Source organism: Rhodoglobus sp., from assembly GCF_053580035.1.
Genome location: NZ_JBMDVL010000004.1, coordinates 157,505 through 183,119, shown reverse-complemented (window position 1 = coordinate 183,119; position 25,615 = coordinate 157,505). Strand labels below are relative to the sequence as shown.

General features: G+C 59.5%; 26 protein-coding genes. 8 read left to right on the top strand and 18 right to left on the bottom strand.

The window, feature by feature from the left end; translation table 11 throughout:
* Nucleotides 1-170: 170 nt before the first annotated feature.
* On the top strand, nt 171-353 hold the full coding sequence (locus ACOH1Z_RS13135) for a DUF5302 domain-containing protein (RefSeq protein WP_009771901.1): 183 nt from the start codon (nt 171-173) through the stop codon (nt 351-353).
* A gap of 124 nt (nt 354-477) precedes the next feature.
* Here the strand turns inward: ACOH1Z_RS13135 and ACOH1Z_RS13130 are convergent, their stop codons facing one another.
* On the bottom strand, nt 478-1,110 hold the full coding sequence (locus tag ACOH1Z_RS13130) for an FMN reductase (RefSeq protein WP_449648947.1): 633 nt from the start codon (nt 1,108-1,110) through the stop codon (nt 478-480).
* Between the two features lie 53 nt (nt 1,111-1,163).
* Complete coding sequence (locus ACOH1Z_RS13125; RefSeq protein WP_449648946.1) at nt 1,164-2,276, bottom strand: LLM class flavin-dependent oxidoreductase; 1,113 nt, start codon at nt 2,274-2,276, stop codon at nt 1,164-1,166.
* A gap of 207 nt (nt 2,277-2,483) precedes the next feature.
* Here ACOH1Z_RS13125 and ACOH1Z_RS13120 point away from each other — a divergent pair, with 207 nt between their 5' ends.
* Nucleotides 2,484-3,449, top strand: coding sequence for an alpha/beta hydrolase (locus ACOH1Z_RS13120; protein ID WP_449648945.1), 966 nt, complete (start codon nt 2,484-2,486; stop codon nt 3,447-3,449).
* A gap of 116 nt (nt 3,450-3,565) precedes the next feature.
* Nucleotides 3,566-4,573: a helix-turn-helix domain-containing protein gene (locus tag ACOH1Z_RS13115; protein WP_449648944.1), complete on the top strand. Its 1,008-nt coding sequence runs from the start codon at nt 3,566-3,568 to the stop codon at nt 4,571-4,573.
* A 30-nt stretch (nt 4,574-4,603) separates the two neighbouring features.
* Here the strand turns inward: ACOH1Z_RS13115 and ACOH1Z_RS13110 are convergent, their stop codons facing one another.
* The 6 genes from ACOH1Z_RS13110 to ACOH1Z_RS13085 all read right to left on the bottom strand — a co-directional run bounded on the left by ACOH1Z_RS13110 (nt 4,604) and on the right by ACOH1Z_RS13085 (nt 9,724).
* Nucleotides 4,604-5,377 (bottom strand): anti-sigma factor, encoded by a 774-nt coding sequence (locus ACOH1Z_RS13110; protein ID WP_449648943.1) that lies wholly within the window; start codon nt 5,375-5,377, stop codon nt 4,604-4,606.
* Nucleotides 5,364-5,924, bottom strand: a complete 561-nt coding sequence (locus ACOH1Z_RS13105; protein ID WP_449648942.1) for an RNA polymerase sigma factor — start codon at nt 5,922-5,924, stop codon at nt 5,364-5,366. Before ACOH1Z_RS13105 ends, ACOH1Z_RS13110 begins: the two co-directional genes overlap by 14 nt.
* 20 nt (nt 5,925-5,944) lie before the next feature.
* The gene (locus tag ACOH1Z_RS13100; protein ID WP_449648941.1) at nt 5,945-6,553 is read right to left on the bottom strand and encodes a class F sortase; all 609 of its coding nucleotides are present in this window, start codon (nt 6,551-6,553) and stop codon (nt 5,945-5,947) included.
* Nucleotides 6,554-6,608: 55 nt separating this feature from the next.
* Complete coding sequence (locus ACOH1Z_RS13095; protein WP_449648940.1) at nt 6,609-7,433, bottom strand: DUF4397 domain-containing protein; 825 nt, start codon at nt 7,431-7,433, stop codon at nt 6,609-6,611.
* Nucleotides 7,434-7,561: 128 nt separating this feature from the next.
* Nucleotides 7,562-8,734 (bottom strand): benzoate/H(+) symporter BenE family transporter, encoded by a 1,173-nt coding sequence (locus ACOH1Z_RS13090; RefSeq protein ID WP_449649009.1) that lies wholly within the window; start codon nt 8,732-8,734, stop codon nt 7,562-7,564.
* Between the two features lie 72 nt (nt 8,735-8,806).
* Nucleotides 8,807-9,724, bottom strand: coding sequence for an NADP-dependent oxidoreductase (locus ACOH1Z_RS13085; RefSeq protein WP_449648939.1), 918 nt, complete (start codon nt 9,722-9,724; stop codon nt 8,807-8,809).
* A 100-nt stretch (nt 9,725-9,824) separates the two neighbouring features.
* Here ACOH1Z_RS13085 and ACOH1Z_RS13080 point away from each other — a divergent pair, with 100 nt between their 5' ends.
* On the top strand, nt 9,825-10,433 hold the full coding sequence (locus tag ACOH1Z_RS13080; RefSeq protein WP_449648938.1) for an HdeD family acid-resistance protein: 609 nt from the start codon (nt 9,825-9,827) through the stop codon (nt 10,431-10,433).
* A gap of 115 nt (nt 10,434-10,548) precedes the next feature.
* Here the strand turns inward: ACOH1Z_RS13080 and rpsO are convergent, their stop codons facing one another.
* Both rpsO and ACOH1Z_RS13070 read right to left on the bottom strand, forming a co-directional pair.
* Nucleotides 10,549-10,818 carry a 30S ribosomal protein S15 gene (gene rpsO / locus ACOH1Z_RS13075; protein ID WP_009771894.1) on the bottom strand — a complete coding sequence of 90 codons (270 nt, stop codon included), beginning with the start codon at nt 10,816-10,818 and terminating at the stop codon, nt 10,549-10,551.
* Nucleotides 10,819-10,948: 130 nt separating this feature from the next.
* Nucleotides 10,949-11,668, bottom strand: a complete 720-nt coding sequence (locus ACOH1Z_RS13070; protein WP_449648937.1) for a hypothetical protein — start codon at nt 11,666-11,668, stop codon at nt 10,949-10,951.
* 227 nt (nt 11,669-11,895) lie between these two features.
* Between ACOH1Z_RS13070 and ACOH1Z_RS13065 the strand changes: the two genes are divergently transcribed.
* Nucleotides 11,896-13,077, top strand: a complete 1,182-nt coding sequence (locus tag ACOH1Z_RS13065) for a MarP family serine protease (RefSeq protein WP_449648936.1) — start codon at nt 11,896-11,898, stop codon at nt 13,075-13,077.
* Here ACOH1Z_RS13065 and ACOH1Z_RS13060 read toward each other — a convergent pair.
* The 5 genes from ACOH1Z_RS13060 to ACOH1Z_RS13040 form a co-directional block, all read right to left on the bottom strand.
* Nucleotides 13,074-13,784 (bottom strand): hypothetical protein, encoded by a 711-nt coding sequence (locus ACOH1Z_RS13060; protein WP_449648935.1) that lies wholly within the window; start codon nt 13,782-13,784, stop codon nt 13,074-13,076. The genes ACOH1Z_RS13065 and ACOH1Z_RS13060 overlap by 4 nt on opposite strands.
* A complete protein-coding gene (locus ACOH1Z_RS13055; RefSeq protein ID WP_449648934.1) occupies nt 13,781-14,443 on the bottom strand; it encodes a lysoplasmalogenase family protein in 663 nt (220 codons plus the stop codon). The genes ACOH1Z_RS13060 and ACOH1Z_RS13055 overlap by 4 nt, the downstream gene beginning before the upstream one ends.
* A 25-nt stretch (nt 14,444-14,468) precedes the next feature.
* Nucleotides 14,469-14,927 carry a VanZ family protein gene (locus ACOH1Z_RS13050; RefSeq protein ID WP_449648933.1) on the bottom strand — a complete coding sequence of 153 codons (459 nt, stop codon included), beginning with the start codon at nt 14,925-14,927 and terminating at the stop codon, nt 14,469-14,471.
* A gap of 84 nt (nt 14,928-15,011) precedes the next feature.
* Nucleotides 15,012-15,812 carry a nuclease-related domain-containing protein gene (locus ACOH1Z_RS13045; RefSeq protein ID WP_449648932.1) on the bottom strand — a complete coding sequence of 267 codons (801 nt, stop codon included), beginning with the start codon at nt 15,810-15,812 and terminating at the stop codon, nt 15,012-15,014.
* A gap of 217 nt (nt 15,813-16,029) precedes the next feature.
* Nucleotides 16,030-18,279 carry a HelD family protein gene (locus tag ACOH1Z_RS13040; protein WP_449648931.1) on the bottom strand — a complete coding sequence of 750 codons (2,250 nt, stop codon included), beginning with the start codon at nt 18,277-18,279 and terminating at the stop codon, nt 16,030-16,032.
* A gap of 260 nt (nt 18,280-18,539) precedes the next feature.
* On the opposite strand from ACOH1Z_RS13040, the gene ACOH1Z_RS13035 reads away from it, so the two are divergent.
* Complete coding sequence (locus ACOH1Z_RS13035; protein ID WP_449648930.1) at nt 18,540-19,616, top strand: hypothetical protein; 1,077 nt, start codon at nt 18,540-18,542, stop codon at nt 19,614-19,616.
* 28 nt (nt 19,617-19,644) lie between these two features.
* On the opposite strand, the gene ACOH1Z_RS13030 is transcribed toward ACOH1Z_RS13035, so the two are convergent.
* Nucleotides 19,645-20,907, bottom strand: a complete 1,263-nt coding sequence (locus ACOH1Z_RS13030; RefSeq protein WP_449648929.1) for a PrsW family intramembrane metalloprotease — start codon at nt 20,905-20,907, stop codon at nt 19,645-19,647.
* 41 nt (nt 20,908-20,948) lie between these two features.
* The gene (locus tag ACOH1Z_RS13025; protein ID WP_449648928.1) at nt 20,949-21,776 is read right to left on the bottom strand and encodes a hypothetical protein; all 828 of its coding nucleotides are present in this window, start codon (nt 21,774-21,776) and stop codon (nt 20,949-20,951) included.
* A 125-nt stretch (nt 21,777-21,901) separates the two neighbouring features.
* Between ACOH1Z_RS13025 and ACOH1Z_RS13020 the strand changes: the two genes are divergently transcribed.
* Both ACOH1Z_RS13020 and ACOH1Z_RS13015 read left to right on the top strand, forming a co-directional pair.
* Nucleotides 21,902-23,377: an AlkA N-terminal domain-containing protein gene (locus tag ACOH1Z_RS13020; protein ID WP_449648927.1), complete on the top strand. Its 1,476-nt coding sequence runs from the start codon at nt 21,902-21,904 to the stop codon at nt 23,375-23,377.
* Between the two features lie 9 nt (nt 23,378-23,386).
* Nucleotides 23,387-23,989: a protoporphyrinogen oxidase gene (locus ACOH1Z_RS13015; RefSeq protein WP_449648926.1), complete on the top strand. Its 603-nt coding sequence runs from the start codon at nt 23,387-23,389 to the stop codon at nt 23,987-23,989.
* A gap of 124 nt (nt 23,990-24,113) precedes the next feature.
* On the opposite strand, the gene ACOH1Z_RS13010 is transcribed toward ACOH1Z_RS13015, so the two are convergent.
* Entirely contained in the window at nt 24,114-25,607 is a 1,494-nt protein-coding gene (locus ACOH1Z_RS13010) for an aspartate ammonia-lyase (protein ID WP_449648925.1), read from the bottom strand.
* Between the last annotated feature and the right edge of the window lie 8 nt (nt 25,608-25,615).

Sequence of the window (25,615 nt, the reverse complement as noted above, 5' to 3'; positions counted from 1 at the left end):
CCGAACAACTCGGAAAATTACCACCGGTGACCAGCTTCTTGCCAGCCTGCTCCGTACGTTGGCCTACAACTACGTGGACAACTCCCCTAATCGTATCATTAGGCACCTTCTGACTCCGGAAATCAGCGCTATCGACACGCAAAGTCGCCTCGTCGTTTACGCTTGGGTTTATGGAACCCACAGAAGAAACACCCTCTGCGAGCGAAGAGAACAAGCGCAGGTTCCGCGAGGCGCTTGATCGCAAGCAGGGCAAGGAAACAGCCCGTCCCGGTCACCTGGATGCTGAATCGGCAATCCACGGCACGCAAGACCGCGCAGATCACAAGCGCGACTTCCGCCGCAAGACTGGATAAACGTCGCAACAACCGCTGCCGCCCGGCGACACCGCGTGGATTTACCACTTACGGAGTTGCCGAGCAGCGCGGCTGGAGGAACCACACACCGTGCTACCGCACGGCTTTCTCATTCACGGGCCGGCTACTGAGCGCCGAAGCTTCCCACCGGACTGAAGCCCTCAGGGAGGGCAAACGGGTCAACTACCCGATCCGAACGATCAGATACTGCCGCGAGCGCCGCCAATTCCCCTGCCGCACGGGCTATTCGTGCTGGGAGCGTGCTCGATGCGCTGTCTCCCCCACTGCCCCAATCTGCCGATGCCGCATATACCCCGGTCGGCACCGACACTGCGTGGAGATAGGTGAATAGCGGTCGCATCGCGTAGTCGATCGCAAGGGAGTGTCGATCGGTCCCGCCGGTTGCGCCGAGCAGCACAGGCAGGTCCGTGAGCGATTGCGGATCGAGTACGTCGATGAATGACTTGAACAGCCCGCTGTAACTCGTGGTGAAAATGGGCGTGACGGCGATGAGTCCATCCGCGCCCGTCACCGCGGCGATGGCGTCGTCGAGCTTGGTGCTCGGGAAGCCCGTGAGCAGGTTGTTCGTCACGTCGTGCGCGAGGTCGCGCAATTCGATGACAGTCACTTCTGCTTCGATGCCGCGTTCACGCAGGTCGTTGACGGTTGCCTCGGTGAGACGATCAGCGAGGAGCCTCGTGGATGATGGCTGGCTGAGGCCAGCGGTGATGACGGCAATTTTCTTGACGTCGGACATTATGTGCTTCTTTCTGAAGGTTGTGCTGAGCCGCGAGGGGGAAACGAGGAGATCTAGACGGTCACCGGCGCGTCAGCTGCGGCCGCAAGAGCGGCATCACGCTGGGCGACGAGCGAGGCATGGGTTGGAGCATCCGGAACTTCGGCTGGCCGATTGGTGGCGAATTCCTTGCGGAGCACGGGCACCACTTCTTCACCGAGGATGTCGAGCTGCTCAAGAACGGTCTTGAGCGGCAGGCCGGCGTGATCCATGAGGAAGAGCTGGCGTTGGTAGTCACCGAAGTGTTCGCGCATTCCGGCGTACTTGTCGATGACCTCTTGAGGGCTGCCAACGGCGAGCGGTGTCTGGTCGGTGAAGTCCTCCATCGACGGCCCGTGACCATACACGGGAGCGTTGTCGAAGTATGGGCGGAATTCTGCCTTGGCCGACTGAGAGTTGCTGCGCATGAAGGCCTGACCGCCCAGCCCGACGATGGCCTGTGCTGCCGTGCCGTGGCCGTAGTGCTCAAAGCGCTGACGGTAGTAGCTCACGAGACGCATGTAGTGCTCTTTCGGCCAGAAGATGTTGTTCGCAAAGAAGCCATCTCCGTAGTACGCGGCTTGCTCGGCAATCTCTGGGCTGCGGATGGAGCCGTGCCAGACAAAGGGAGGCACGCCATCCAAGGGTCGCGGAGTGGACTGGAAGCCCTGCAACGGTGTGCGGTACTTACCCTCCCAGTTGACGAACTCTTCACGCCACAGCTTGTGCAGCAGAGAATAGTTTTCAATGGCGAGCGGGATGCCCTCCCGAATGTCCTTGCCGAACCACGGGTAGACCGGGCCGGTGTTGCCTCGACCCATCATGAGGTCGGCGCGACCATCGGAGAGATGCTGAAGCATCGCGTAGTCCTCGGCGATTTTCACCGGGTCGTTTGTCGTGATGAGCGTCGTGCTCGTCGAGAGGATGAGCTTCTCGGTCTGAGCTGCGATGTACGCGAGCGTCGTGGTGGGGCTTGAGGAGAAGAACGGTGGGTTGTGGTGCTCCCCCAGGGCGAAGACATCGAGCCCGACTTCTTCCGCTTTCTTCGCGATCGTGACGATAGCCTTGATGCGCTCGCCCTCGGTGGGCGTTGTGCCGTTGGTGGGGTCAGTCGTGACGTCGCTAACGGTGAAAATTCCGAACTGCATGGTGTGCTCCGGTCTCCCAAAATCTGTCTGGATGAATCAGTTATCCGGTTCAACCACCCTGTTTCCTGATAATTCCAGCACCGTACCGCCAGATGGCGGTTAACGGACTCTGAACGTGGATCGGGTGGCGGTACTGCCTGTACCGCATGAGACTCTAGCGTGGGGGCAGGCAGTCACACTGGCGTGACGCAGACCACTGGAGTTCTCATGACTACGAAGAATGTTCACCCGGCTCCCCCGTTCGATACTGAACTAGCCGCAGTTCTGGCTATCGTGAACGAGCAGCTACCGCCAACGCTCACTCCCGACATGATCGAGCCTCTGCGAACCGGGCTGGTTGCGCCCGTCGCCGATTTGCTTGACGGGCGAGCCATCACTCATCGCGAAGAGACATTCGCTGGTCCCGGTGGGGACCTGCTGGTCTCCATCTTCCATCGCAACGATCACAGCGTGGCGGGGCCCGGCATTGTGCATACTCACGGCGGCGGAATGATCATCGGCGACCGCTTCAGCGGCATGGAAACGATGCTCGCCTGGGTTGAAGAATTGGATGCCGTTGTGGTGTCGGTCGAGTACCGGTTGGCTCCCGAGCATCCTGACCCTGCTCCGGTCGAAGACTGCTACGCGACTCTCGTGTGGACGGCAGAGAACGCAGCACGGCTCGGCATCGATGCGACAAAGCTCGTCATTGCTGGCGGTAGCGCTGGAGGAGGCCTAGCTGCGGGCACGACGCTCTTGGCGCGCGACCGCAATGGACCCGCTCTTGCCGCTCAAATGCTGATCTACCCGATGCTCGATGACCGCAACGAGACAGTGTCGAGCTATCAGATCGACGGCACGGGAGTCTGGGATCGCGGCAGCAATGACACCGGCTGGGATGCCCTGCTCGGCGACCGTCGTAAGACCGACGAAGTGTCTATTTACGCGGCACCCGCGCGCGCGACGGACCTCAGCAACTTGCCGCCCGCCTTTATTGACGTGGGCACCTCGGAAGTATTCCGCGACGAAGACGTCGCCTACGCCTCAACCATTTGGGCGTCGGGCGGCCACTGCGAACTGCACGTCTGGCCCGGCGGCTTCCACGGCTACGATGCCATGGCTCCTTTCGCCGCGCTCTCCATCGCCACTCAAGACGCTCGACTCAACTGGTTGCGCCGCACGCTCGGTCTGTAGCGAGCCTGCAGGCTTCAGCGCCACCGGTGCGCCTGCGGTTCGAGCCCTATGCGCGACTGTTCGTTCTGGGCGGGCCGCAATAGAGTAGGGCTCGAACCACAGAGGGCGGAACGAGAATGCAAGAACTAGCCGGACGCTTGAAAGCGCTCGATCCCGAAGCCAGCGAAACCCTGCGGGTGATCTCGTATTTCGACGCGCTCACCGCGGGCCACGCCAGTGCCGAAGTGCTCTTGCGCGGTGCAAGCATGCTCGCTGGATGCCCGGCAGGCCTCACTTCGCCGGCGCTGAACCTTCGAGTTGACGAGCGCGGGCGCCGCAGTTCTGATCCCGGCTCTGCAGACTCATGGCCAGCCCTGCCCGTTGCTGACGGTGCGACCGTCTGGATAGAACGCAAGGGGGCGGCCCACGCGAACGACGACATGATCCTCGAAAGAGTCGCGCTCGCAATCAGAATTCTTATCGAGCGAACCGGCGCAGCTGAATCCCTACATAACCCAGTCGAAGTAATTCTCGATGCAACGGAGACTCCCGAACACCGTCAGAGTGCGGCCCACTCCCTGCACCTTATTTCGACCACGCGCTACCGTGTGATAGCTCAGCCGGCGACCGCTACGACTGCCGCCGCGGGCCCATCCGCCGTCATCGCAACGGTGGCAGGCACTGTGCGCGCCGAAATTAGACTCAGCACGGATGCCGTGCAAGCTCCGCGCGCCGGAATCGGCATCGCTGCCGCGCCCGCTGATCTGGTGCGCTCGTGGATTTCGGCGCTCACCGCCCTTCGGTTGACCTCCGATAGTGAACCGGTGCTGCACGCTGACGATCTCGGCTCCCTGTTGTTGCTCGCGGAGATCAGTCCCGCCGGAGCGCCCGAGAATTGCGACCTCCAGTCGCTCGGTGTCGTGATTCGCGAGACCCCACGCATCCTGCCGATGCTCGACACCCTCGCAGCGAGTGAAAGCCTGCGCGCTGCGGCCAGTACGCTCGGTTTTCACCACTCGACTGTGCAATCCCGCGCAGAGGAACTGAGCGGAAAGTTGGGCTTCGATGTGCGCACAGCACGGGGACGCACACGGCTCTCAGTCGCTCTAGCTCTGTATCGTTTGGAGACTACGCGCTTCGACTAGTAATTGTGCTGTCGCTGGCGTTGGCCGCCTCTAGGCTTCGGCGGAGAGTTGCCCACGAACGATCGAGTCACCGGAATGCGATGGATCTCCGTCAAACTGTTCCTCGGAGATATCGACTAGCGCATAGCGATCAACGTCCAGACCAGCGGGCACCGTGAAGTGGCCAGTGGTTCCTTCGACAATTCCGAGGCTCACGAGAGCCGTTGCATCCGTAGTGATTAGCCAGACTTCGCGGTAGCCACCATCGGCCGCCGGCGCAGCAAAGTTCACGTCGATTACCCGCGTGCCATCGGGCAGCCGCTCGAGTGTGGCCTCCCCCGATGCTTCAGCCCAATTCGGGAAAGCGTCGAGCGTTGCGCTTGCCAGAATTGTCGGTTGCTCGGCCGGCCGAAACGCTAGCCAAATCGCCGAACCTGCTGCGGCGACGAGAGCAAGAGATGCCGCGGCGGCGAGAGCACCGATCCAGGGGCGCCGGCGCTTCTCAAGCGAATGAATGATGGCGCCTGCCGCATTATTCTCGTCGCGCGCGGGCACACTAACTCCGGTCGGTTCGCCAGCTTCGGCAGGAACACTGATTTCGGGACTGAGCGACAACTCATCGCTGATGCGCTCCCAGACCCGTGACGGCGGATCGAGTAATTCTCCAGCGTCGAACGTGGAGCGGCCAATCATTGCCGCACGCGAGAGCACCTCGATTTCGCGGCGGCACTGATCACACTCGCTCACGTGAACACTGTCTTCAGGGAGGGCAACCTGTTCGCCGAGGGCAAGCAGAGCGAGCACTTCAGGATCAACGTGTCGCATAGGTCGCCTCCAATCGTGTTCTCATCCGTTGCAGACTGCGCCGGATATGGCTTTTGACCGTTCCTAAAGGTAGTTCGAGACGGTCGGCTATTTGGTTGTGAGTGAGATCGTCGAAGAATGCTAAGCGCATGATCGCTTGAGCATCCGAATCAAGTCGAGAGATTTCATCGGCCACCAAAAGAGTGTCAGCCAGATCGAAGTCTTCCACAATCGGCTCCGCCCGTGATGTCGTTGCCGTGAGCTGTTCGTGAAGTCGCCGCACTCGCGCTCTCGCTTCATGGGTGTCAGCAATTTTGTTCTTTGTGATGCCAACTAACCAGGCGGAGAGGCTCGATCGCTCTGGCTTGTAGCTTGCCCGCCCGGTCCATGCAGACACAAAAACTTTCTGGGTGACGTCTTCGGCATCACCTCGGTCGCCGAGAGAACGAACTGCCAGAGTAAACACTAGAGAAGACCAGCGGCGGTAAACGTCAGCGAGCGCAGACTCGTCGCCCGCAATGAAGGCCTGAGTCATGCGGGCTTCCTCGGCGACTTCTTCGTCGGTCATGGCTCTCCGGTTGGTGGTAGTCACAGCGGATTGGCGATCGCTACAACGTTGTCTGAATATCTCCGCACATTCTGGTCGAACTGTCCACCACAAGTGAGAAGAACAATTCGCGGAGCGCCCTCCCGGTCAAACACTTGGTCAAGCGGAACTTGCTCCTTCTGGATGCTTTGTACAGACTCGAGACGGTATCGATGGTCGACTCCGTCATCTGTCGTCACTATGATTTCTGCGTCAGCTGGCATCGTCGACAGGTAGGCAAAGGGGCCAAGGCCCTGAATAAAATCGTCGACGTGAGCGGTGATTACGGTGGATCCCCGTTCGCTACTCGGCGATGAGCCGAACCGATACCAGCCGGCCACGGTGATATTTTCCGGAATCTGCATGAAGCCGTCTGCTTCGATGCCGACCGGAGCGATGGCGATGTCTACTGAGACGGAAGGGATCTGGATCCGAACCGGGATTGCCACTGGCTCAATCGGCGCGATCTCGCTCGACTGACGCGGAACGTCGACCACTGCAGTAGGGCGCGGAGCCGGTGCAGGATCTGGTGCAATAGATTGCGCCGGCACTGCGGTGCAACCAGCAAGAAGAAGCGCCAAGGCCGCGAGGGCTAGGGTTCTCGCGGCCATGACGTTCTCCTTGCTGGGGTTGGTGAGTGCTGGTTGGTGACTGCTGGTGGGTGAATTACTTCGTCGCTCGAGCTGCAGAGACTCGTGTTGCGGCGAATCCGGCGAGGGCGATGAGCGCCGCAAGAGCACCCAGTCCTCCGAGGAGAAGCCCGTTGTTGTTGCTACCGGCGAGGCCAGCGGTACCGGCATCCACTCCACCCGGAGTTGAGTGAAGGCCCTCAATGGTCTGCACTGCGATGGTGAGGTTGTCGTCGGCGGCGCTGCCCCAGGCATACACAATGGTGTTGACACCTTCGGCAATCGTGACGTCAGCCGGGCCAATAACCGGATCCGTGGTTCCGGTAAGGGCAACGGCAGCGGAGATAGTTCCCACCGCGAGGTTTGCCTTTACTTCATCGGGGTTACTGAGGTTGGTGAACGCTGCAGCACCATTGGCGAGTACGTCTACAGCGGGGGCTGCGGCCGTGTGACGGACGGTGAGCTTGCCCTCTCCCGCCGGAATTGTGCTCAGGTCGTTGGTGAACAGGGTCGCTGTTGGATCACCGGCAGCATCCAAGTGAGCAACTGCCGTGTAGCTCATGTTGGCTTCCAACGTGAGATCGATCGGGCCAATTGCCGGCGATGAGTCATCAGCGGCATCGGCGGCTGTGATCGCCACCGTATAGGTTCCGGCGGGAAGGTCGAGGGGGCCGGCGAGGTCACCAGGCTCGAAGTCGTCAAGGGTGAGTTCACCATTGACATACACGTCGACGACTAGGTCAGGCACAGCGTGAAGCACGTACAGGTCTGCGCTGGAGTCTGAGATTGCGTTTGCGGGGATAGCGACGCCCACTGCGGCGATCGCGCCGACAGCTACGCCGGCAATGATTCTGTTTCGCACGGTTCTTGTCCTCTCATGTGTAGGCGTAATTCGCCTGACATGGAGTACTTCTGACTGAGACCCTGTTTTGGATGCAGCAATCTCAAAAAACTTCGAAAAGTTTTTCGATGGTGCACCGGGCGTTCGGATTATGGGGTGGATTCGGCTCGACTCTCGCGCCGTCGCCACCCCAACCACGCCATAACAATGGCTCCGACTACGAGCGCCCAAAATGCGGAGCCGATGCCGATCACGGTGATCCCCGAACTCGCAACCAAGAACGTGGCAATCGCAGCGATGCGATGGTGCGGTGCATCAAGCGCTGTTCGTACCGACGTGATCAATGCGCCAATCACAGCGAGCCCGGCGATAGCAACGACGACGATCGGCGGCGCAATAGCGACTAGGGCTGTCGCGAAGCCGGCACCGAGACCGATCACAACATAGGTGGCGCCCGCTGATACCGAGGCAATCCAGCGCTTTCGACTGTCATCGTGCGCTTCCTCGCTCGCGGTGAGCGCCGCCGTGATTGCCGCAAGATTGAGTGCGTGGCCACCAAAAACGGCTCCAACCGCAGACGCCGCGCCGGTAACCGTGAGCGCAGGACCCGCTGGCACTTCGTAGCCATAAGTGCGCATGACCGTGAAGCCAGGCACGTTTTGACCAGCCATCGTCACGATGAACAGGGGGATGCCAAGACTGACAATCAGAATGGGGTCGAAGATCGGTGCCACAAAGCTGAGTTGCGGCACGAAGGTCGACGCCTCGATTCCGTCGCCATTCGATGTGAGCGTAATCGCGACGACGGCGGCCACCAACGCGCCCGGAACGGCCCAGCGCGGCGCGACCTTCAGCAGAATGAGCCACACGATCACCATGGGGAGCCCCAGCCACGGGTATTCCACCGATGCCGTGATCGGCGCAAGACAAATGGGAAACAGGATCCCCGCCAGCATCGCACTAGCAATCGGCTGCGGAATGCGAGTGATGAGCCGGCCGAGTGCTGGCACCAGTCCACACACCATGATCAACGCCGCACACACGATGAACGCTCCGACGGCCGCGCGAAACTCAACATCTCCCTGAGCAGCAACAATGAGCAGTGCGGCACCCGGAGTTGACCACGCAACGGTGATCGGCATCCGGTATCGCCACGCGAGCCCAATCGTGACGAGTCCCATAAGAACGGTAAGCGCTAGGAGACCGGATGCCGCCTGCGCATCGCTTGCGCCGACAGCGCGTAGGCCCGCGACCACGAGGGTAAATGATGAGGCGAATCCGGCTATGCCCGCAATCACGCCAGTAGTAAGGAGCTGAAAAATGGCGATCGTCGCTCTCTGCTTACGGCCAGTACCGGCTCATCATATCGTCGCGCTCAGATCGCGGAACGAAGGTTAAAGCGCGAGCACAATCTTTCCCCTCGAGTGACCAGTCATGAGCTTCTTGTATGCCTCGGAGACTTCCTCGAAGGGGAACACCGAATCAATGGGAACCTGAACGGTCCCCGCAGCCACAAGAGCGGCAAGCGAGGCAAGGTCATCGGGGCTGGCCCCGGCTGCACCAACAACAGATGTGCCGTAGTCCTCGCTAGCTGCATAGTCAGCGATGGAATTGATGCGGGATGCCGGTGCACCAAGCGCAAGCGCGGCATCCACCGTCTCACGCCCATTGTTATCGAGTGCGGCCGTAATACCTTCTGGACTGATTTCGAGAATGCGCTCAACCATGCCCTCGCCGTAGGTCACCGGCAGGATGCCGAGCGACCTCAAGAATTCATGGTTCGATTCACTGGCCGAGCCAATGACTCGCGCGCCAGTGAGCTTGGCGAGTTGCGCAGCAATCACCCCAACTCCGCCAGCAGCGGCGCTGACGAGAACAGTGTCTGCTGATGTGAGTGAAACACTCTCGACACTTGCCCAGGCGGTGCGGCCAGCAATGTCGAGGCCACCGGCCTGTTCCCAACTGAGAGCGGCCGGCTTGCGAACAAGCTTCTTTGTGGGAACAACAACATAGTCGGCTTGCCCACTGAACCCCTTTCCTCCGAGCACTTCATCGCCGATAGCCCATTCCGAAACGCCGTCGCCAAGTTCATCAACGACACCAGCGAAATCGTTGCCGTTGCCACTGGGGAATGCGACTTTCTGTGGCGTCGAAGTGGCACCGCCACTAAATACTTTGGCGTCAAAAGGATTGACGCCGGCAAACCTGACCCGCACCCGCACTTCGCCAACACCCGCATGGGGTTCAGAAACTTCGGAAATCGTGAGCACTTCTGGCCCACCGAGCTGAGAGAAAGTAACGCGACGCGACATATATCGAGCCTAACGGGTGCGTCGCACTTGCACGCAAGCCCGTCGATGCTGGGAGAATGAACCCAACAATCACGGATCGACCACACATCTGAGGACACCCATGAGCCCGTCTGAAAGCACACCATTCCGCTCTACCTCTGCCGAGGACCTTCTTCCGGGGCTACTGCGAGTTCACCGCGGCCAGCTCGTCGCGGTAGCGGTGATCGGACTCGTCCTCGGTGTCATTGGTCTCCTGTTTCCTGCAGCAACCATGTTGACTGTTGCAATCCTCTTCGGCATCTACCTCATCGCCTCAGGACTATTCCGCATCACGGCAGCATTCGTTGCCAATAACCTCGACTCGCCCATGCGCTGGGTCACTGGCCTACTCGGCTTGTTGGTGGTTATTGCGGGAATCCTGTGTCTCTCTAACCCGTTCCAATCGCTCGGAGCACTCGCGCTCGTCATTGGAATTGGATGGATTCTCGAGGGCATCGTCGACCTAGTCGGTGGCGTTCGTGGCACCATCCACCCTCGCTGGTTCGGCTGGCTCAGCGGGATCGTTTCGATTGCAGCAGGAGTAGCCATGTTCGTATTACCAGCAGCCGGGCTACTTTCGCTCGTCGCAATCGGCGCAATCTTGATGATCGCCGTCAGCATCACCACCCTGCTCACGCTGCCGCGGAAGAACAAGCGGTCAGCTGATACAGCAACCGGGCCAACAGCCTAATTCGGCTCGTCACCGCGGTGACGACGACGGCCAGAGTTAAGAACCACGGCCAGAGTTAACAACAAAGGCCGCCATCGCAATGCGATGACGGCCTTTGGCAAGTGTGACGAATCGACTAGCGACGCAATCCCAGCTTCTCGATCAGCGTGCGGTAACGCGTGATGTCGACGTTCTGCAGGTAACCCAGCAGACGGCGACGCTGACCAACAAGAAGAAGCAGTCCACGACGTGAGTGGTGGTCGTGCTTGTGCATCTTGAGGTGCTCCGTGAGGTCGAGGATGCGACGAGTCATCATCGCGATCTGGACCTCGGGGGATCCCGTGTCACCTGGGTGGGTTGCGTATTCTTCGATGATCGCCTTCTTGATACTTGCTTCAAGTGCCATAAGGTAATCCCCTCTCTAGTCGTTGCGCGGTGCCCATAGCTGAATGCTTGAGCTCTCTTTGTCCGCGGCCGTTAGACGGCAACCTTGAGAGTTTAGCAGAACTGGGAGCTCGGCAGGACGAGCGGCAAAGTTAACCCGTAACTAATTCAGTAATTGACGGACCGACGACGATCAGCATGGTTACCGTTGCCGCGATTGCCGCGGCACCTCCAGCAACAAGCCACAAACGATATCGCTGACGCGCAGCGTCGACTTCAGCCCGAAGTCTTTCGAACCGCGCGGTGAGCCTCACGTTCGCGTTACCTGCTGCCGGTAGAACATGCCATGACTCGAGACGAGCTGCTGTGGCTACAAGGCGGTTCACCTCCCCTACGGAGTGCACCGGAGGTTCGTGGAGAAGCCAGCTCACGAGCTCTCCGAGCTGAAGCACCGGAACGGGCGGGCGCTTATTGCCATAAATGACACCGGAGGCACCCCCAATGGTCACGACGGGACGGACCCCGATGTGATCGGCACCGAGATCAGCCAACTCCTCAGCCAGGCGATCCGCCCCAATCAGGGCATCCCGAACATAGGCAACGCGGCGCCCATTGACCATAATCATCCGACCAGCGGTCACAATCTTCGCTAGCGGATGTTGCCGACTGCACACCAAGAAGACTCCAGGAGGACCGAGCACTATGTGGTCGGTATTGATCCGGTTAGTCGCACTGCGGGTCGAATGGGCAACGCACCAGTCTGCGCCTAAGGCTGCAAGGGCGACTGCCGTTTCCAGCTCGCTGAGAGCCGAAGAATAGTGCTGACGTGCCGTCATCGAGAGGGGATTAACACCAAAAAATCTAGCCGGCACGCTCTGACGTTCGCGCGCAGCCTGCGCTCGAAGGCAGGCAGACATCGCCGGCCCAAAACCGACTTCGGCCTCTGCAACCGCTGGTGCCCCAGCCATGGTTTCGGCACCCTCGCGCCGCTCAACACCACTCACTCAATTCCCCCACACGCCACAGGCAGAGATTAGCTGGATTCTGTGAATCACCCAACTCGGCGCATGGGGGTAGAACGGCCGTTTAGAGTTGAGAGGTGAATGTGTCCCCGCTACTCGACCTGCTGCTTATTGCGCTGCTGCTTGGGTACGTGGCCTATGGCATCTCGATAGGGCTGACCAGAAGCGTTTTCGTCATCGCGGGAATCGTCGCGGGAGTCATTGCCGCTGTACTGCTGGCGCCATCAATATCAACCTCGATTCCGTGGCCACAGCTTCGCGTCGCTCTCACTATTGTGGCCGCGATTGCTCTTATCGCAATTGGGCACGCGATCGGTGCAGCGATAGCTCGCGCACTTCGCGCGGAACTCGAAACCAGCAAACTCAGAGGCATCGACCGAGTCGCGGGGGGCATAGCCAATGGTGTCCTTGCCGCGCTAATCGTTTCGACCGTCAGCTTTAGCGTCGCGCAGCTCGGCTCACCGCTACTCTCCCGCACCATTTCAGGCTCGGCTGTCATCAGCACAATTCAGGACCTGACACCGAATGACGTCGAACTCAGAATCGCGCAATTGCGCACTGTGCTCGCCGATCAGGGCGTACCGTTCTTCACATCGGAGCTCGGAGCCGCTGGCGGGAAAATCCCGACGATCGACACTGACAGCGCAATTCTCGCCACGGCAGCCGAATCCGTTGTTCGGATCACCGGCAACGCCTACGCCTGTGGCCAAGCCCAGACCGGTACAGGATTCGTGGTTTCCGATGAACGAATTGTTACCAACGCTCATGTCGTTGCTGGCACGGAACGCCCCGTGATCGAAGCGCTAAACGGCCAAGTCCTCACCGGAACAATCGTGTATTTCGACCCGAGCGACGACCTCGCTGTAATCGCGGTACCCGGACTCAGCTCCGCTCCCCTCCCACTCGGCCGCACTGTACGCCCCGGAACTAGTGCCGCTATCGAGGGCTATCCCTACGGAGGGCCCATCACCGTCGATGCAGCACTAGTGCAGCACGTCAGCACAACCAGCAGCCCCGACATTTATGGGTCTGGCGGTTCGCCTCGCGAGGTTTACACCCTCGCAGGCCAGGTGAATCCCGGAAACTCCGGTGGCCCACTGCTCTCGCTCAGGGGGGAAGTAATCGGAGCAATCTTTGCTCGAGGTGCCGACCAAGAGAATGTCGGTTACGCACTAACCCTCACCGAGCTTCAACCCGCCGTTGATGACGCACCCGGCCTCTCCGCGACTGTGTCAAGCGGTGCGTGCATTCCGGGCTAGTCGCGCTGCTCGCTATCCGGTGATGACGACGCGGTCGAATCGAACAGCAGAGTCTCGAACGAGCCAGGGTCGCCAGGGCACGCATCGGCGGACGCGTCATCCCACATCGAAAATGCAAACCATGACCAGTCGTCGCCAAGCTTCTTGAAAACATTGCGCGGAATGACAAAGCTCACTACAGCGCCATCGATCTCAGCATCATCGACATCAAGTCGATCGCTCTTCTTGTCATCGAACTCGTACGAAGTGACGCTCTCAATCTCGCGATCATTGATTTCAACAGAGAACTGATAGGCGCGATCAGCGTCGGATCGTTCAACATAAATGCCCAACTGTGCCGAGCCAGCGGGCACAGCGGATGCCAGAGTCACGTCGACGGTGAGATCGCCACGGTCCGTCTGAGTCAGCGAGGCTTCAACAATATCGAGTGCGACTGTCTCCTCGGTGAAATCGACACAGCGCGCCCCGGTCGACTCCTCGGTTGGAGCGACAGCGGCAGAGTCCGGCACTGTGAGGTCAGGCGAAACTGCGGACGGGGAAACGCCCGGCGTTGGCGCTTGAGCACCGCTACCAGGAGTCGTCGCGGCAGCGAGCGTAATAACGATGGTCACAACAACGGCAAACACCAGAAGCGCAACAACCGCCACAATCACCGGCGCAACCGCAACACGTCGCTGCACAGGATCCAACGGAGGTTCAGAAGTCACCCAGTCACGCTAGCAGCCTCCCGAGCCCGACTTCGCAAGCGCAAGAAGCCGGTGACGATCAACAACTGGCCCGAAACATACAGCGCCATGATTACGGCATCCGAATTCCACCACGCACCCGTCGGGGCGAACAGAGCCCAGGCTAAAGAGGTGTCTGAAACCAAGAACAGCACAGCCCCAGTCGCAATCGTGGCGCTTGTGGCAAACGCTGCGGCTGTCGATGCACCAAGCACGATTCCGTAGATGGCTAGTGGAAGTAAGAAGACGCCAAGATCGTCGCGTAGCAAGAGGAGCATGCCCATCCACCACACAACAAGCCCTGTGGTTGACCAAGGGATGTGACGGGTTCGAAGGCTTCGAATAAAGAGAACGAAGTACACAACGTGGGTACACAAGAACGCAGCGAGGCCAATGATGAAGCTCGAGCTGCCCGTATTCGACACGAAAATATCACCGACCCACGCGAACACCAACGCGAGCACCAACGCGCCATCGGGGGCACGGAACTTCAGCCGAAGACTGCCGGCGATTGCGACGACAAGCGCGGGCATGAGGAGAAACTTTGTCGTGTTCGCCGCACCATCTTGCCCACAAGCCAAACCAAGGACATGGATCGCAGAAACCGCTAGGTACGGAACAAACCAGCGCGCGGAAGGCATGGCCCCAGAATACGCTTCGCTCACGTCAATATGAAGAATTTTCGACATCATGGCGGCGCCGGAGCGTAACCCGAGCACGGTGGCGCACGGCAGCAACGCTGAGAGTAATGACGACGCCGATAGTCGCGCCGAGGGAATTGGAAAGAATATCCCGTGGATCAGACACCCTCGATGGAATGAACTGCTGCACCCACTCGATACCCGCGGTCAAACCGACCGCAAGCCCAATCGCAAGCCACCACTGCCGCTTGCCCACGAGCAAAACAAAAAACAAACCAAGCGGAACAAAGAGAGCAATGTTCGCCACGAACTCAAGATCATTGAACGTCAACCACTGTGTTGCAGAAAATCGGTCGAGGAATAGCGCGAGTCGCCAGAGCGGACCGTCGCGCTGATCAGGCGCTTGGGGACTCAAAGTGAGCCACGCCACGATTGCCAAATATCCGAACGTGGCAACGCTCAGATATGGATGTCGCCTAAACATTCATCCATCGTGCCTTACCTCGAGAGAGAAAGCGCTCGACTCGCTAACGACTCACGGCTGACTATGGATCAACGCATAAGGAACTCACATGTCGCGTACGACCGCAGAAGCGAGGATCGAGACAAGAATCCACACGGAAAGAAACAGGATGATCACCGAAGCAGCACCCCACAGGAAACGTCGCGCCGTTGCCGCGCGAACTTCATGATGGATCCGCACGAACGCTCGCGTTAGATTTCGTGCCTTTCGAGCGCTCTTTTGAGGTTGTGGCCATGTGTCGTTGGCTTCGGCCGCACCAGAAATGTTGGCAACATCCTCACCGGAAAGCACCGACGGGGCCGAGAGCAGCCACTGTTCAAGCTGCATCGAGGTGAGCACGTGAACGTCAGCAGCATCCTGCAAGGTGGAAACCTTAGTCGGCTCAACCAAGACAAGGACTGGCGTGACCCTAATCGTGGCGCCGAGAGCGTTGCTGAGCGACTCAGCGACGATAGTCGCAGCGGACTTGGCCTCGCGCAACCCGGGATTGACACTTTTAGCGACAATGAGTTCATCACCATTGACGGCAACTTCGTCGCCCCGGCAATTTACGACGGCAATCGCAAAGACTCCCGCGCGGCCAACGGCAAAGTGATCAAGCGAGGAAGGGCCAAGAGGAACACCGTGCAGCACATCCCAGCTGTGCCCAAGATGGTCAAGGATGGAGCCGACAAGTAACTCGCCAACGGCGCCACGGTAGTGCGCTTTGCCTTCATCAGTGAGCGGGGATACGCCAAAGGTGCGCGCCAAGCGTCCTCGTGGCGCTCGGTGTGATTGCGCTTCGATTACGGCGGCCATAGCTGACTGTCCAGCGATCCGGCCGCGAAGATCGTTATTCTGCGGCACGCAGACCCTCCAGCTCTCACATGCACCTCAATGCATGCAGAAATACGTTGGGCCGGAGGCTCCCCCGCCTCCGGCCCGACTCGTGGCGAAAACTCGCTCCCGAGTGAAGGTCCCTCCCCCGAGGAACAACTTCTAGATACATAGTGCCTAACCTGAGAATTTCATGAAACCCCCACTTTTGGGCCTACCCGAGTGGGGGTGAACAGCCGCGAGCACCCTATTTCGGTAAGGGAATACCTTCCGGGAGCCCCTCAGAAGCCACAATGCTGAGGCGCTGGGTTGGGCGCGTCATCGCGACATACAGGGCGGCAGCGCCCCGAGTTATCTCGTCAACAATGCGCTGAGGCTCGACGACAACAACCGAATCGAACTCCAAACCTTTAGATTCTCGAGGCGTCAGTACGGCGATCGGCTTATTGAGGCCCGCTGCGCCCTCACCAACGAGACCCGGAAGCGCACTGGTGAGTGCAGCAACGGTTTCGTCCGTCAGCGACTCGCTCACGATGACCGCCGTGGTTCCATCAGTAGAGATAGCCCGATCGGCATGCACTGCATCGACAACGCTCCCGGCACGACTTTCAGGGGATGTCGTCGTCACGGCTACCGGCCACGGGCTCTCCCGCACAGCCCGCGACGGCGTGATCGACACGTGATGGGCTAAAGCAACTGCTTCGGCAACCGCAACAATCTGAGAGGGGGTGCGGTAATTGACGGTGAGTTCTTCAAGCCGCCACGCGCTACCGACATGAGCCCCCAACGCTTTTTCCCAACTCGTTGCAGCCGCTGCAGCACTTGCTTGAGCCACGTCACCGACAATCGTGAACGATTTCAGAGGATTGCGACGCCCGAGGAGACGCCACTGCATGGGCGAAAGTTCCTGAGCTTCATCGACAACGATATGCCCGTAGGCCCAAGAGCGATCAGCGGCAGCGATATCAGCGGTCGACGCACGTTCGACAGCCACCTCAAATCCGTCAGCAAGGGTCTCGGCATCAATCATGCCTTCAACACCCATGTTCTCAATGGCTGCGGCCGCGTTCTCGAGGTCACGCTTGCGCTGCTGGGCGTGCTCATGCTCGGCCGCGGTGTGGGCTACATCCACTTCACCGAGCCATTCGGCTGCTTCATCGAGCAGTGCAACGTCACTGATCGTAAATGCGGCATCGCGCTCACGCAGCAGCAATTGCCTCTCCGCGGGAGTCCAGCGGGGCGTGAGACTCTCCAGCCACGCCGGCCGAGCGTAGAGATCGCTAATGAGTTTCTGAGGCGACAGGGGCATCCATGCCGTGTTCAGCGCAACCTTGACGTCGTGGGCAGTGCGGATGTCTTCGCGCAACCATTTCTGATCGGAATCGTCGATGGTGTTGCCGTGTGAACGAAGCTGTTCGGCGAGCATCCGGCTCAAGGCGGCGATCGCGGCCTTATTGAATGTCACTCGAGCAAGATTGTGGGGCTTGTGGGAATCCCACGCCTTCTGCATCGCACCACGAATGAGATCAGCGGGAACATCAAGGATTTCACCATTGATTTCCATGCGCTGAGTAGCGGTAGGCACTACCTGACGTGACCGAACAGCCCTCCTGATCAGCGCCGCCATTTCTAGCGAACCTTTAAGGCTCGCAACCGCATCTAGATCTTCGCGACGAGCATCCACACCCGGGAATAGCTGTCCGAGGCTCGCGAGCACCACGCCCGTCTCACCGAGCGAGGGCAGTACCGCTTCGATGTACCGCAAGAACGAGCGAGACGGACCGACAATCAGCACACCGGATGTCGAAAGACGTTCACGATGCGAATACAGCAGGTACGCCGCGCGGTGCAGCGCTACCGCCGTTTTTCCAGTACCTGGTCCGCCCTGCACCACCAGGGCACCGCTGAGTTCGGAGCGAATGATCGCATCTTGCTCGGCCTGGATCGTCGCGACGATGTCGCCCATCCGGCCCGTGCGTTCGGCAGTGAGGCTGGCCATGAGAGCCGCCTCGCCTTGAAGTGAGACTGCGTCGCTCTCAAGAATCTCTGAGTCAAAGATTTCATCGTCGATGCGCACAATGTTGCGCCCGCTGCTTTGGAGGTGGCGTCGAGCGCGAGCCCCGAGCGGGGTCGCGGCCGTTGCCTGATAAAACGCTCGTGCCTGAGGAACTCGCCAATCGAGAAGCAGCGGCAATTGGTCATCGTCACGAAGGCCGATTCGACCGATGTAGCGCAGCACGCGACCGCTTTCATCGCCATCGGGTTCCAACTCGAGCCGACCAAACGCCAATCTTTCGTCAATCTCGCGCAACTGGCCAACTCGATCTTCATAGATTCGGGCAAAAGCATCGCGCTCAGACCGGTTCTGATGGGTTCCTCCTGGAGCGCTCCTGCGCACAGCCTCCAGCTGTTGTTGAGCGGCATCCCGAAGCGAATCGAGTCGGCGATAGAGACCATGGACATAGTCCCGTTCCCGTTCAAGTTCACTCGATGACATTCGGGTTCCTCTCCAAATTGCGGCCTTCAATGGTACGCCGTTTTTGACTATGAAATCGCCGCCAACCTATTGCGCTTAGCGAAACTTGGTGGCACGCTGAAAGCAGTAACACTCATCGCTCACCAGAGTCGCAGGCAGTGCCGCACCGGTGGGCGATGAGTCTGTGTGGGGCTTGCAGTCCCGCAAAACCCGCGATTCTGAGCCGTCTCCCCCCAAAGTGAGACTGACGGCTTGAGTGCCTCACAACTTACGATGGAACGATGCTTCGCTCAATCGACTACTCCGGGCTGATCTATCCCGTTGACGCTCACGAGGTATCGCAATTTCGGGCACAACGCCGCGACCATTTCGGGTACTCGCAGCTGGGGATGGTCGCCAAAGTTGGCCTCGTCGCTGTCGCAGCTGTCATCTTTCTCCTCGTCGCCGGTGGCCAGATTTTCGGCGTTCTTAGCGGCATAGTTCGATCAGCGTTCGTCGAAGGCGCGGTATTCGCTGCACTACCCGCCCTTCTCTTTCTCCTCATCCTTCTGATGGTGGCGACAGGGGCGATCTATGCCGGCATTCGCGCATGGCGTCGCAACGGCGGGCCATGGTTGCGCTTCTATCGCATGAACAAGTTCGCTGAAGACAATGGGCTCACATTTGCGCCCCTCGACACCGCCATTGACTATCCAGGACTCATCTTCAACAACGGCGGCACTCGCTCTATCCGCAATCGCTTTCGCAGCAATGAGGGGCGCACACTCGACTACGGCAACTACCGCTATGTGACAGGCTCGGGAAAGAATCGCCAGACACACAACTGGGGCTTCATGGCCTTAGAGCTTGACCGGGCTCTCCCCCACATGGTTTTGGATGCTCGTTCCAATAATCAATTATTTGGTGTCAGCAATCTGCCCAAGTCGTTCGCTCGCGATCAAGTGTTGAAACTCGAGGGTGACTTCAACGAACATTTCACGCTGTACTCACCGCGCCAGTATGAACGCGACGCTCTCTACGTTTTCACACCAGATTTGATGGCGTTGCTCATTGACCACGCTGCACCGTACGACGTTGAGGTCGTCGACAAGTGGCTATTGGTCTATTCGCCACAGGAGTTCGACCTTGTTGACCCAGCGCAACACCGTCGGCTGCTCGGCATCGCCGATACTGTCGGCGCCAAGACTCTGCGCCAGTCCCGAAATTATGCGGATGAACGCATCGGCGACTCGAGCGTAAATCTCGTCGCCCCTCAGGGGCAACGGCTGAAGGGCGGCGTCTCAATCGCCGCCATTACGATGGTGGCGGTAGTTGCGGTTTTCTGGATCGGGCAGTTCGTGATCCGCCTGCTTGCTTAGCAGATCACTTCCTCATTCACGGTGCCGGCTATCCAGTCGGTGGATCCTTGCGAGGCGGATTCCCGGTGCCCATGAGGGCATGGCGTGACTCGACTACGGCCCCTAGGAGCACTGCTTCGTCAGTGGTCGCACTAATCCGGTCACGCCCCGTGATGATGCGCTGACGGGCGAACGCGAGTCGCGTCGCATCCTGAATATAGGCTTGCATCGCCACTCGCTTGTTATTGCGGGCCGCCCACGCCAGCGCGTGACGTCGGCCACTCGCCGTCGCAAGCACCGCGATCTCATCGTGATTGAACCAGCCAACGCTCGCATATTCTGCAAGCCGGTCGAACGTCATTTTTTCTTCCTGCTTGCGCAGATAAAGAACAATCACGATGGCAACGACGAAGAGCGGAAACTGCACAATGGCGTAATAGCCGAAGAAGTCATTGACAAAAAACAGTGCGCCATTCCACAGGGCGTGCAACGCGATCGCGACGGTGAGCCCCACGGCGAAGATGCCCACTCCGTGAGCGGCTCGAGTCGAGCGCGATGCGAATCCCAATGCGATTCCGGTGCACGCCGTAAACATCACGTGGGCGAACGGTGACATGAGGCCCCGGACCAAGAACATCTGGAAGATTCCTGTTCCACCGCCATCAACGCTGACGAGTTGAGTGCCGAAGTACAAGATGTTCTCGGTGAACGCGAAACCGCCAGCGATCCATGCCGCATAAACCAATCCATCGATCGGTCCATCAAAGTGACGGCGTGCGACCCAAAAGATCACAAGAATCCCCAGCGCCTTACCCGCTTCTTCAACAATCGGCGCCTGAATCGCTGCAGAGAAGAACTCGTAGGCTGGCCCAGGCCCTCCGAGAGCAGCAATGACATTCTCAATCTCTGCACCGACAATCAACGCAAGCAAGACAGCGACGCCAGCACCCCAGAGAAATGCGAAAACAACGGCAAGGCGCGGTTCTGGTTCCCAGCGATCGATCCATCGCACGGTAAAGAAGACGACAGCCAGCGGAACAACCGCCAGCACACCGCCAAGCGCGAAAGCATCCGTGCCGATGGCAGAAATCACGTAGACAACAACAAAAAGTAAGACGAACGAGAGGGCGACAACGCCCACTATCCCCAAGATAAGCAGGCCAGGCCCTCGCCGCGGAGGCGGCCCACCATGCAATTGGTTCTGCTTCGCTTCGCTAGCGACCTCGGCAGGCGCCGGCAATGGCTGCTGAGCGGCAATCCCTGCGGATGCGGTGAAATCGGGAGTCGCAGAAGGTGAATCACTCGCGGTCATAAAACGACCCTAGCGTGAGACAGCCACCTCGCTGGGGACGTCTACTGTGAGGCTTGCTGCTCCCGCAAAATGCTCAATGCCCGCGTCACTCGATCACCGAGTCCTGCGACTCGCTTCTTCGAGGAACGTTCGGCTTCGATGATGAGGCCGAGAAGCTCTCCGCGGTAGACATCTTGAGTCGACCGCACGGCTGCGCGCAACGTCAGCGAAGCGCGGGCAGCGGAAACAGCAAACTGGAGGCTCAGAAGAAAGATCACCACTGCTACTGCCAGTGGCCACGATCGCGAGGAGTCGTTGGCCACGTCAACAATCGCCGCGATGATGGCCGCTAGTGAAGCAACTGGCGCGATCAACCAGTGCGGCGTTCGCAGAATCAGTCGCACGGTTGCTAGAGGTGTTGCTGCGTCCGGCATCCGACGATCTTTGGATGCTGCATCGATGGCAGCGACTCGCGCACGAAATTCGTCAACCTGATCTTGATGCATGCGCACACCGGCAAGCTCGATGAGCTCATCACGCATGAGTCGATAGCTATCGGCAGGAGGGCGAACCACCACGACAGCGATGATCGCAATGAGCGCCACAATTAACACCACGGTGCTGAGCGCGACGATGACCCCAGCGGGGGTCTGTGTTGGATTCGCGAAGAACAAGCGTGTGCTCCAGTCAATCCCTACTGCCGTAATGACAAGGGCCAGCGCGGCAACAGGCACGATCCACGCAACAGGGTGCAACCGCACTCTAGTTCGAACACCGCGCGCTAGTCGAAGGTGGTCGAAGCGTGCCGTCGCGTAGTCAGCGATTTGAGCTGAGAATGCTACGAGCCAGACGGCCGCAAGAATGGTGAGTACTGTCCATGAAGATTCCACGGTGCGACTGTAGTCGCTTCGGCCAGCTTCGGGTCAGCGCGCCGGGCAGTACTCGGTCAAGTCGCCGCAAGCGTGATGTCTGATTTCCGCTGGTCAGTAGCCTAACGAGGTGGCACCCTTGAGTTATGTCCGCCTCCATGCTCAGCTTCGATGAACAATATCGAGCACTGTGCTCGCGGGATGCGCGGTTCGATGGGCAGTTCATCGCCGGCGTGCACTCCACAGGAATCTATTGCCGCCCAAGTTGTCCTGCTGTCGCACCACAACCGCGGAATGTGCGGTTCTATCGGACCGCGGCTGCTGCTCACGAAGCTGGTCTCCGCGCGTGCAAACGGTGTCAGCCCGACGCAGTACCAGGTTCTCCCGACTGGAACCTCAGCGACGACCTGGCCTCACGCGCGATGCGCCTCATCGGCGACGGTGTCGTCGAACGAGAAGGCGTGTCTGGACTTTCCTCCCGTTTGGGATACACCAGCCGCCACCTCACCAGAGTGCTCTCAGCAGAACTCGGTGCTGGACCTTTGGCACTCGCCAGAGCACACCGGGCACAGGCCGCACGAACGCTCCTGAGCGCTACGGATTTGAGCATTTCCGACGTCGCCTTTGCCGCAGGGTTTTCCAGCATCCGCCAATTTAACGACACAATCCAGGCGGTGTACGAAACCACCCCGAGTCAGCTGCGTACGCTAGCCAGGCGCGGCAGCTCCGCTCATCCGCACCTTGCAGAAGAACGACCGTCGACGCTAACTCTTCGACTGCCAACTCGTGCACCCTTCGACGGAGCCGGGCTCATGACTTTCTTCGCAAATCATGCAGTCGAGGGCATAGAGCTAGCCACTGAATCCAGCCTTGAGCGCGCGGTGCGCTTGCCGGGCGGAGTGGCAACAGTTCGCCTCGAACTGATAGACAACGGCCTCGTGTGTACTGCCCAGCTAGCCAGAATTTCGGATGTCGCACCGCTAGTCGCTCGAGTGCGTCGCCTATTCGACCTCGACGCAGACTCACACGCAATCGATCGCATCCTTTCCGTGGATCCGGCACTTGCGCCCTCAGTCGCGCGGGTTCCCGGAATGCGCCTCCCCGGCAGTATCGATACCGAAGAGACACTATTTCGCACTCTAATTGGGCAACAAATTTCGGTTGCGGCCGCGCGAACAGTGCACGCCCGCATCGCTCGCGAACTGGGCAGTGATGGCCTGTTTCCCACCGCTGAGCGGTTGGCGGCGGCTGGTAGCGAGGTACTGCGTGGCCCACGCACTCGCATTGCGAGCATTCTCGCTGTCGCCGAAGCGCTTGCTTCCGGCGATCTCAATCTCGACGTTTCGACCCCTGTCGACGAATTCACAGCAAGGCTAAAGGCGATGCCGGGGATCGGCCCGTGGACCGCCGGGTACATGGCGATGCGGGTGCTCGGAAATCCCGACATCATGCTGGGCAGCGACCTCGTTGTGCGCCAAGGGGCTAGGGAACTGGGGCTTCCGGCCGCTGCTCCGGCTCTCACTCAGTATTCCGCCGCGTGGGCGCCTTGGCGTAGCTACGCCTGTATGCACTTGTGGCGATCACGCCCCGCCCAGGTAGAGCGAAAGGCGACCTCACCGTAGGCTAGACGCATGAACGCCAGACTCGTGAAACTCGCACTCGGTATTGCCATCGGCTATGTTCTCGGCGCGCGCGCCGGCCGCGAACGTTACGACCAGATGAAAGGCAAGGCAACAGAACTCTGGGAGAGCCCGCGAGTCAGCAAGGCACGCATAAGAGTCGAAGACTATGCACGCACTCAGGCACCGATCTTGCGCGACAAGGCTGAGGCTGTCGCAAAAGCTACCCCGGGATTCGTAACCAGCACGGCTAAAGACGTCGCTGAAACGGCGCGCGAGGTTGCCGAGTCCGCGAAGGGCACGGCAAAGGAACTTGCCGAGACTGCCAAAGAGACCGCGAAGGATCTCGCTGATTCTGCCAAGGGCTCGGCAAAAGAACTCGCTGGCCGAGCTTCAACAACGGCACGGGATGCGGTCGGTCGAGTGACCCACACTGCGAGCGATGTGCGAGACAACGCCACTCACACTGCCGCCGAACTTCGAGAGCGAGGCGAAAGCGTTATCGATCGTGCTTTTGCGACAGCGGGCAAGGCGCGCGACGAGGCTTTAGCGCCCCTCGATGACGAAGACGATGACGACTCTGAGTACGACACCCCGACCTCGAAGAAGCCCTAGCGCCCTACGACTCGTGCCCCTCAATCCGGCACACACTGGTTAACTCAGAAGACGCCTAGCCCCTCGCAGCGCGAGAGGTTAGGCCGCAGCGCGAGAGGTTAGGCGTCTTCTGCGTTGGGGCTGGCTATTCTTCTTCAGCTAGCCAGGGAAGGGTGATTGCGGAGGTCATAGGCGAAACCCCACTCAGTCGCTCAGGAGTGAGCACTCGGGCGACGTCTTCTTCTTTCATGAGCCCGGCAGAGACCACAAGTTGTGCAATGGATGCGTTCGTCGTCAGCGCTGTATGCGCGAGGGTCGCCGCTGCTGCGTAGCCAATGTAGGGAGTAAGAGCGGTAACAACGCCTACGCTCGATTCGACCTGTGCCGCGAGACGTTCCTCGTTGGCCGTGATTCCATCGATGCAGTTCTCGCGAAGAGTACGGCAAGCGTTAGTCATCCAGGCCAGCGACTGAAGCAGCGAGTGGGCAATGACGGGCTCAAAAGCGTTGAGCTGCAATTGCCCTGCTTCGGCCGCGGCGGTGACTGTGGCATCCGCCCCGATTACGCTGAATGCGACCTGATTGACGACCTCGGGGATAACCGGATTCACCTTGCCAGGCATGATCGAGGAACCTGCCTGCTTTGCCGGGAGGTTGATCTCACCGAAACCGGCTTGCGGGCCGCTGGAAAGCAATCGAAGGTCGTTGCAGATTTTCGAAAGCTTCACGGCCGAACGCTTGAGAATTCCACTCAGCGACATAAAGATTCCCACATCGCTCGTAGCTTCGATGAGGTCGAACGCGGTCTTCATCTCGATGCCGGTGGCATCCGTCAGGTGGCGTCGTACCGCTTCGGCGTACCGAGAATCGGCGGTAATTCCTGTGCCGATGGCAGTGGCGCCCATATTGATTTCGCTCATGAAGGGCAGAACGTCGGTGAGTCTGGCGTGATCTTCTTCGAGCGTGTGCGAAAAGCCAGTGAACTCTTGGCCAAGGGTCATGGGCACCGCGTCTTGCATTTGAGTGCGACCGATTTTGAGAATCTTGACAAACTCGCGACCCTTGACCGCGAAAGACTCGGACAGCAGTGCGTGTTCGGTGAGAAGCCGATGAACACCAAAGATCATCGCTAGCTTGATCGCGGTCGGATACACATCGTTCGTGCTCTGGCTGCGGTTGACATCATCGATGGGGTGCAGGAAGGAGTACTCGCCCTTCTGGTGCCCCAAGATTTCGAGGGCGCGGTTGGCAATCACCTCGTTGGCGTTCATGTTGGTAGACGTGCCAGCACCGCCCTGAATCACCCCGACACAGAACTCTGCATGAAGTGCGCCATCGAGAATCTCTTGGCACGCGGTATCGATAGCGTGCGCTTTCTTCGATTCCAGAACACCGAGTTCGGCGTTGGCACGAGCCGCCGCCTGCTTGATGTGAGCCAAAGCGCGAACGAGGTCAGGATAGACAGAGATCGCACGCCGAGTTATCGGAAAGTTCTGCATTGCTCGGAGAGTGTGGACCCCCCAATAGGCATCTGCCGGAATCTCTAGCGAGCCGAGCGAATCGGATTCGATGCGGGTAGTGGTGTTGTGCGAAGAGGCATTGCTCAACTGTTGGTTCTCATCTCCGTTGACGGTTGGCACGACAAAAC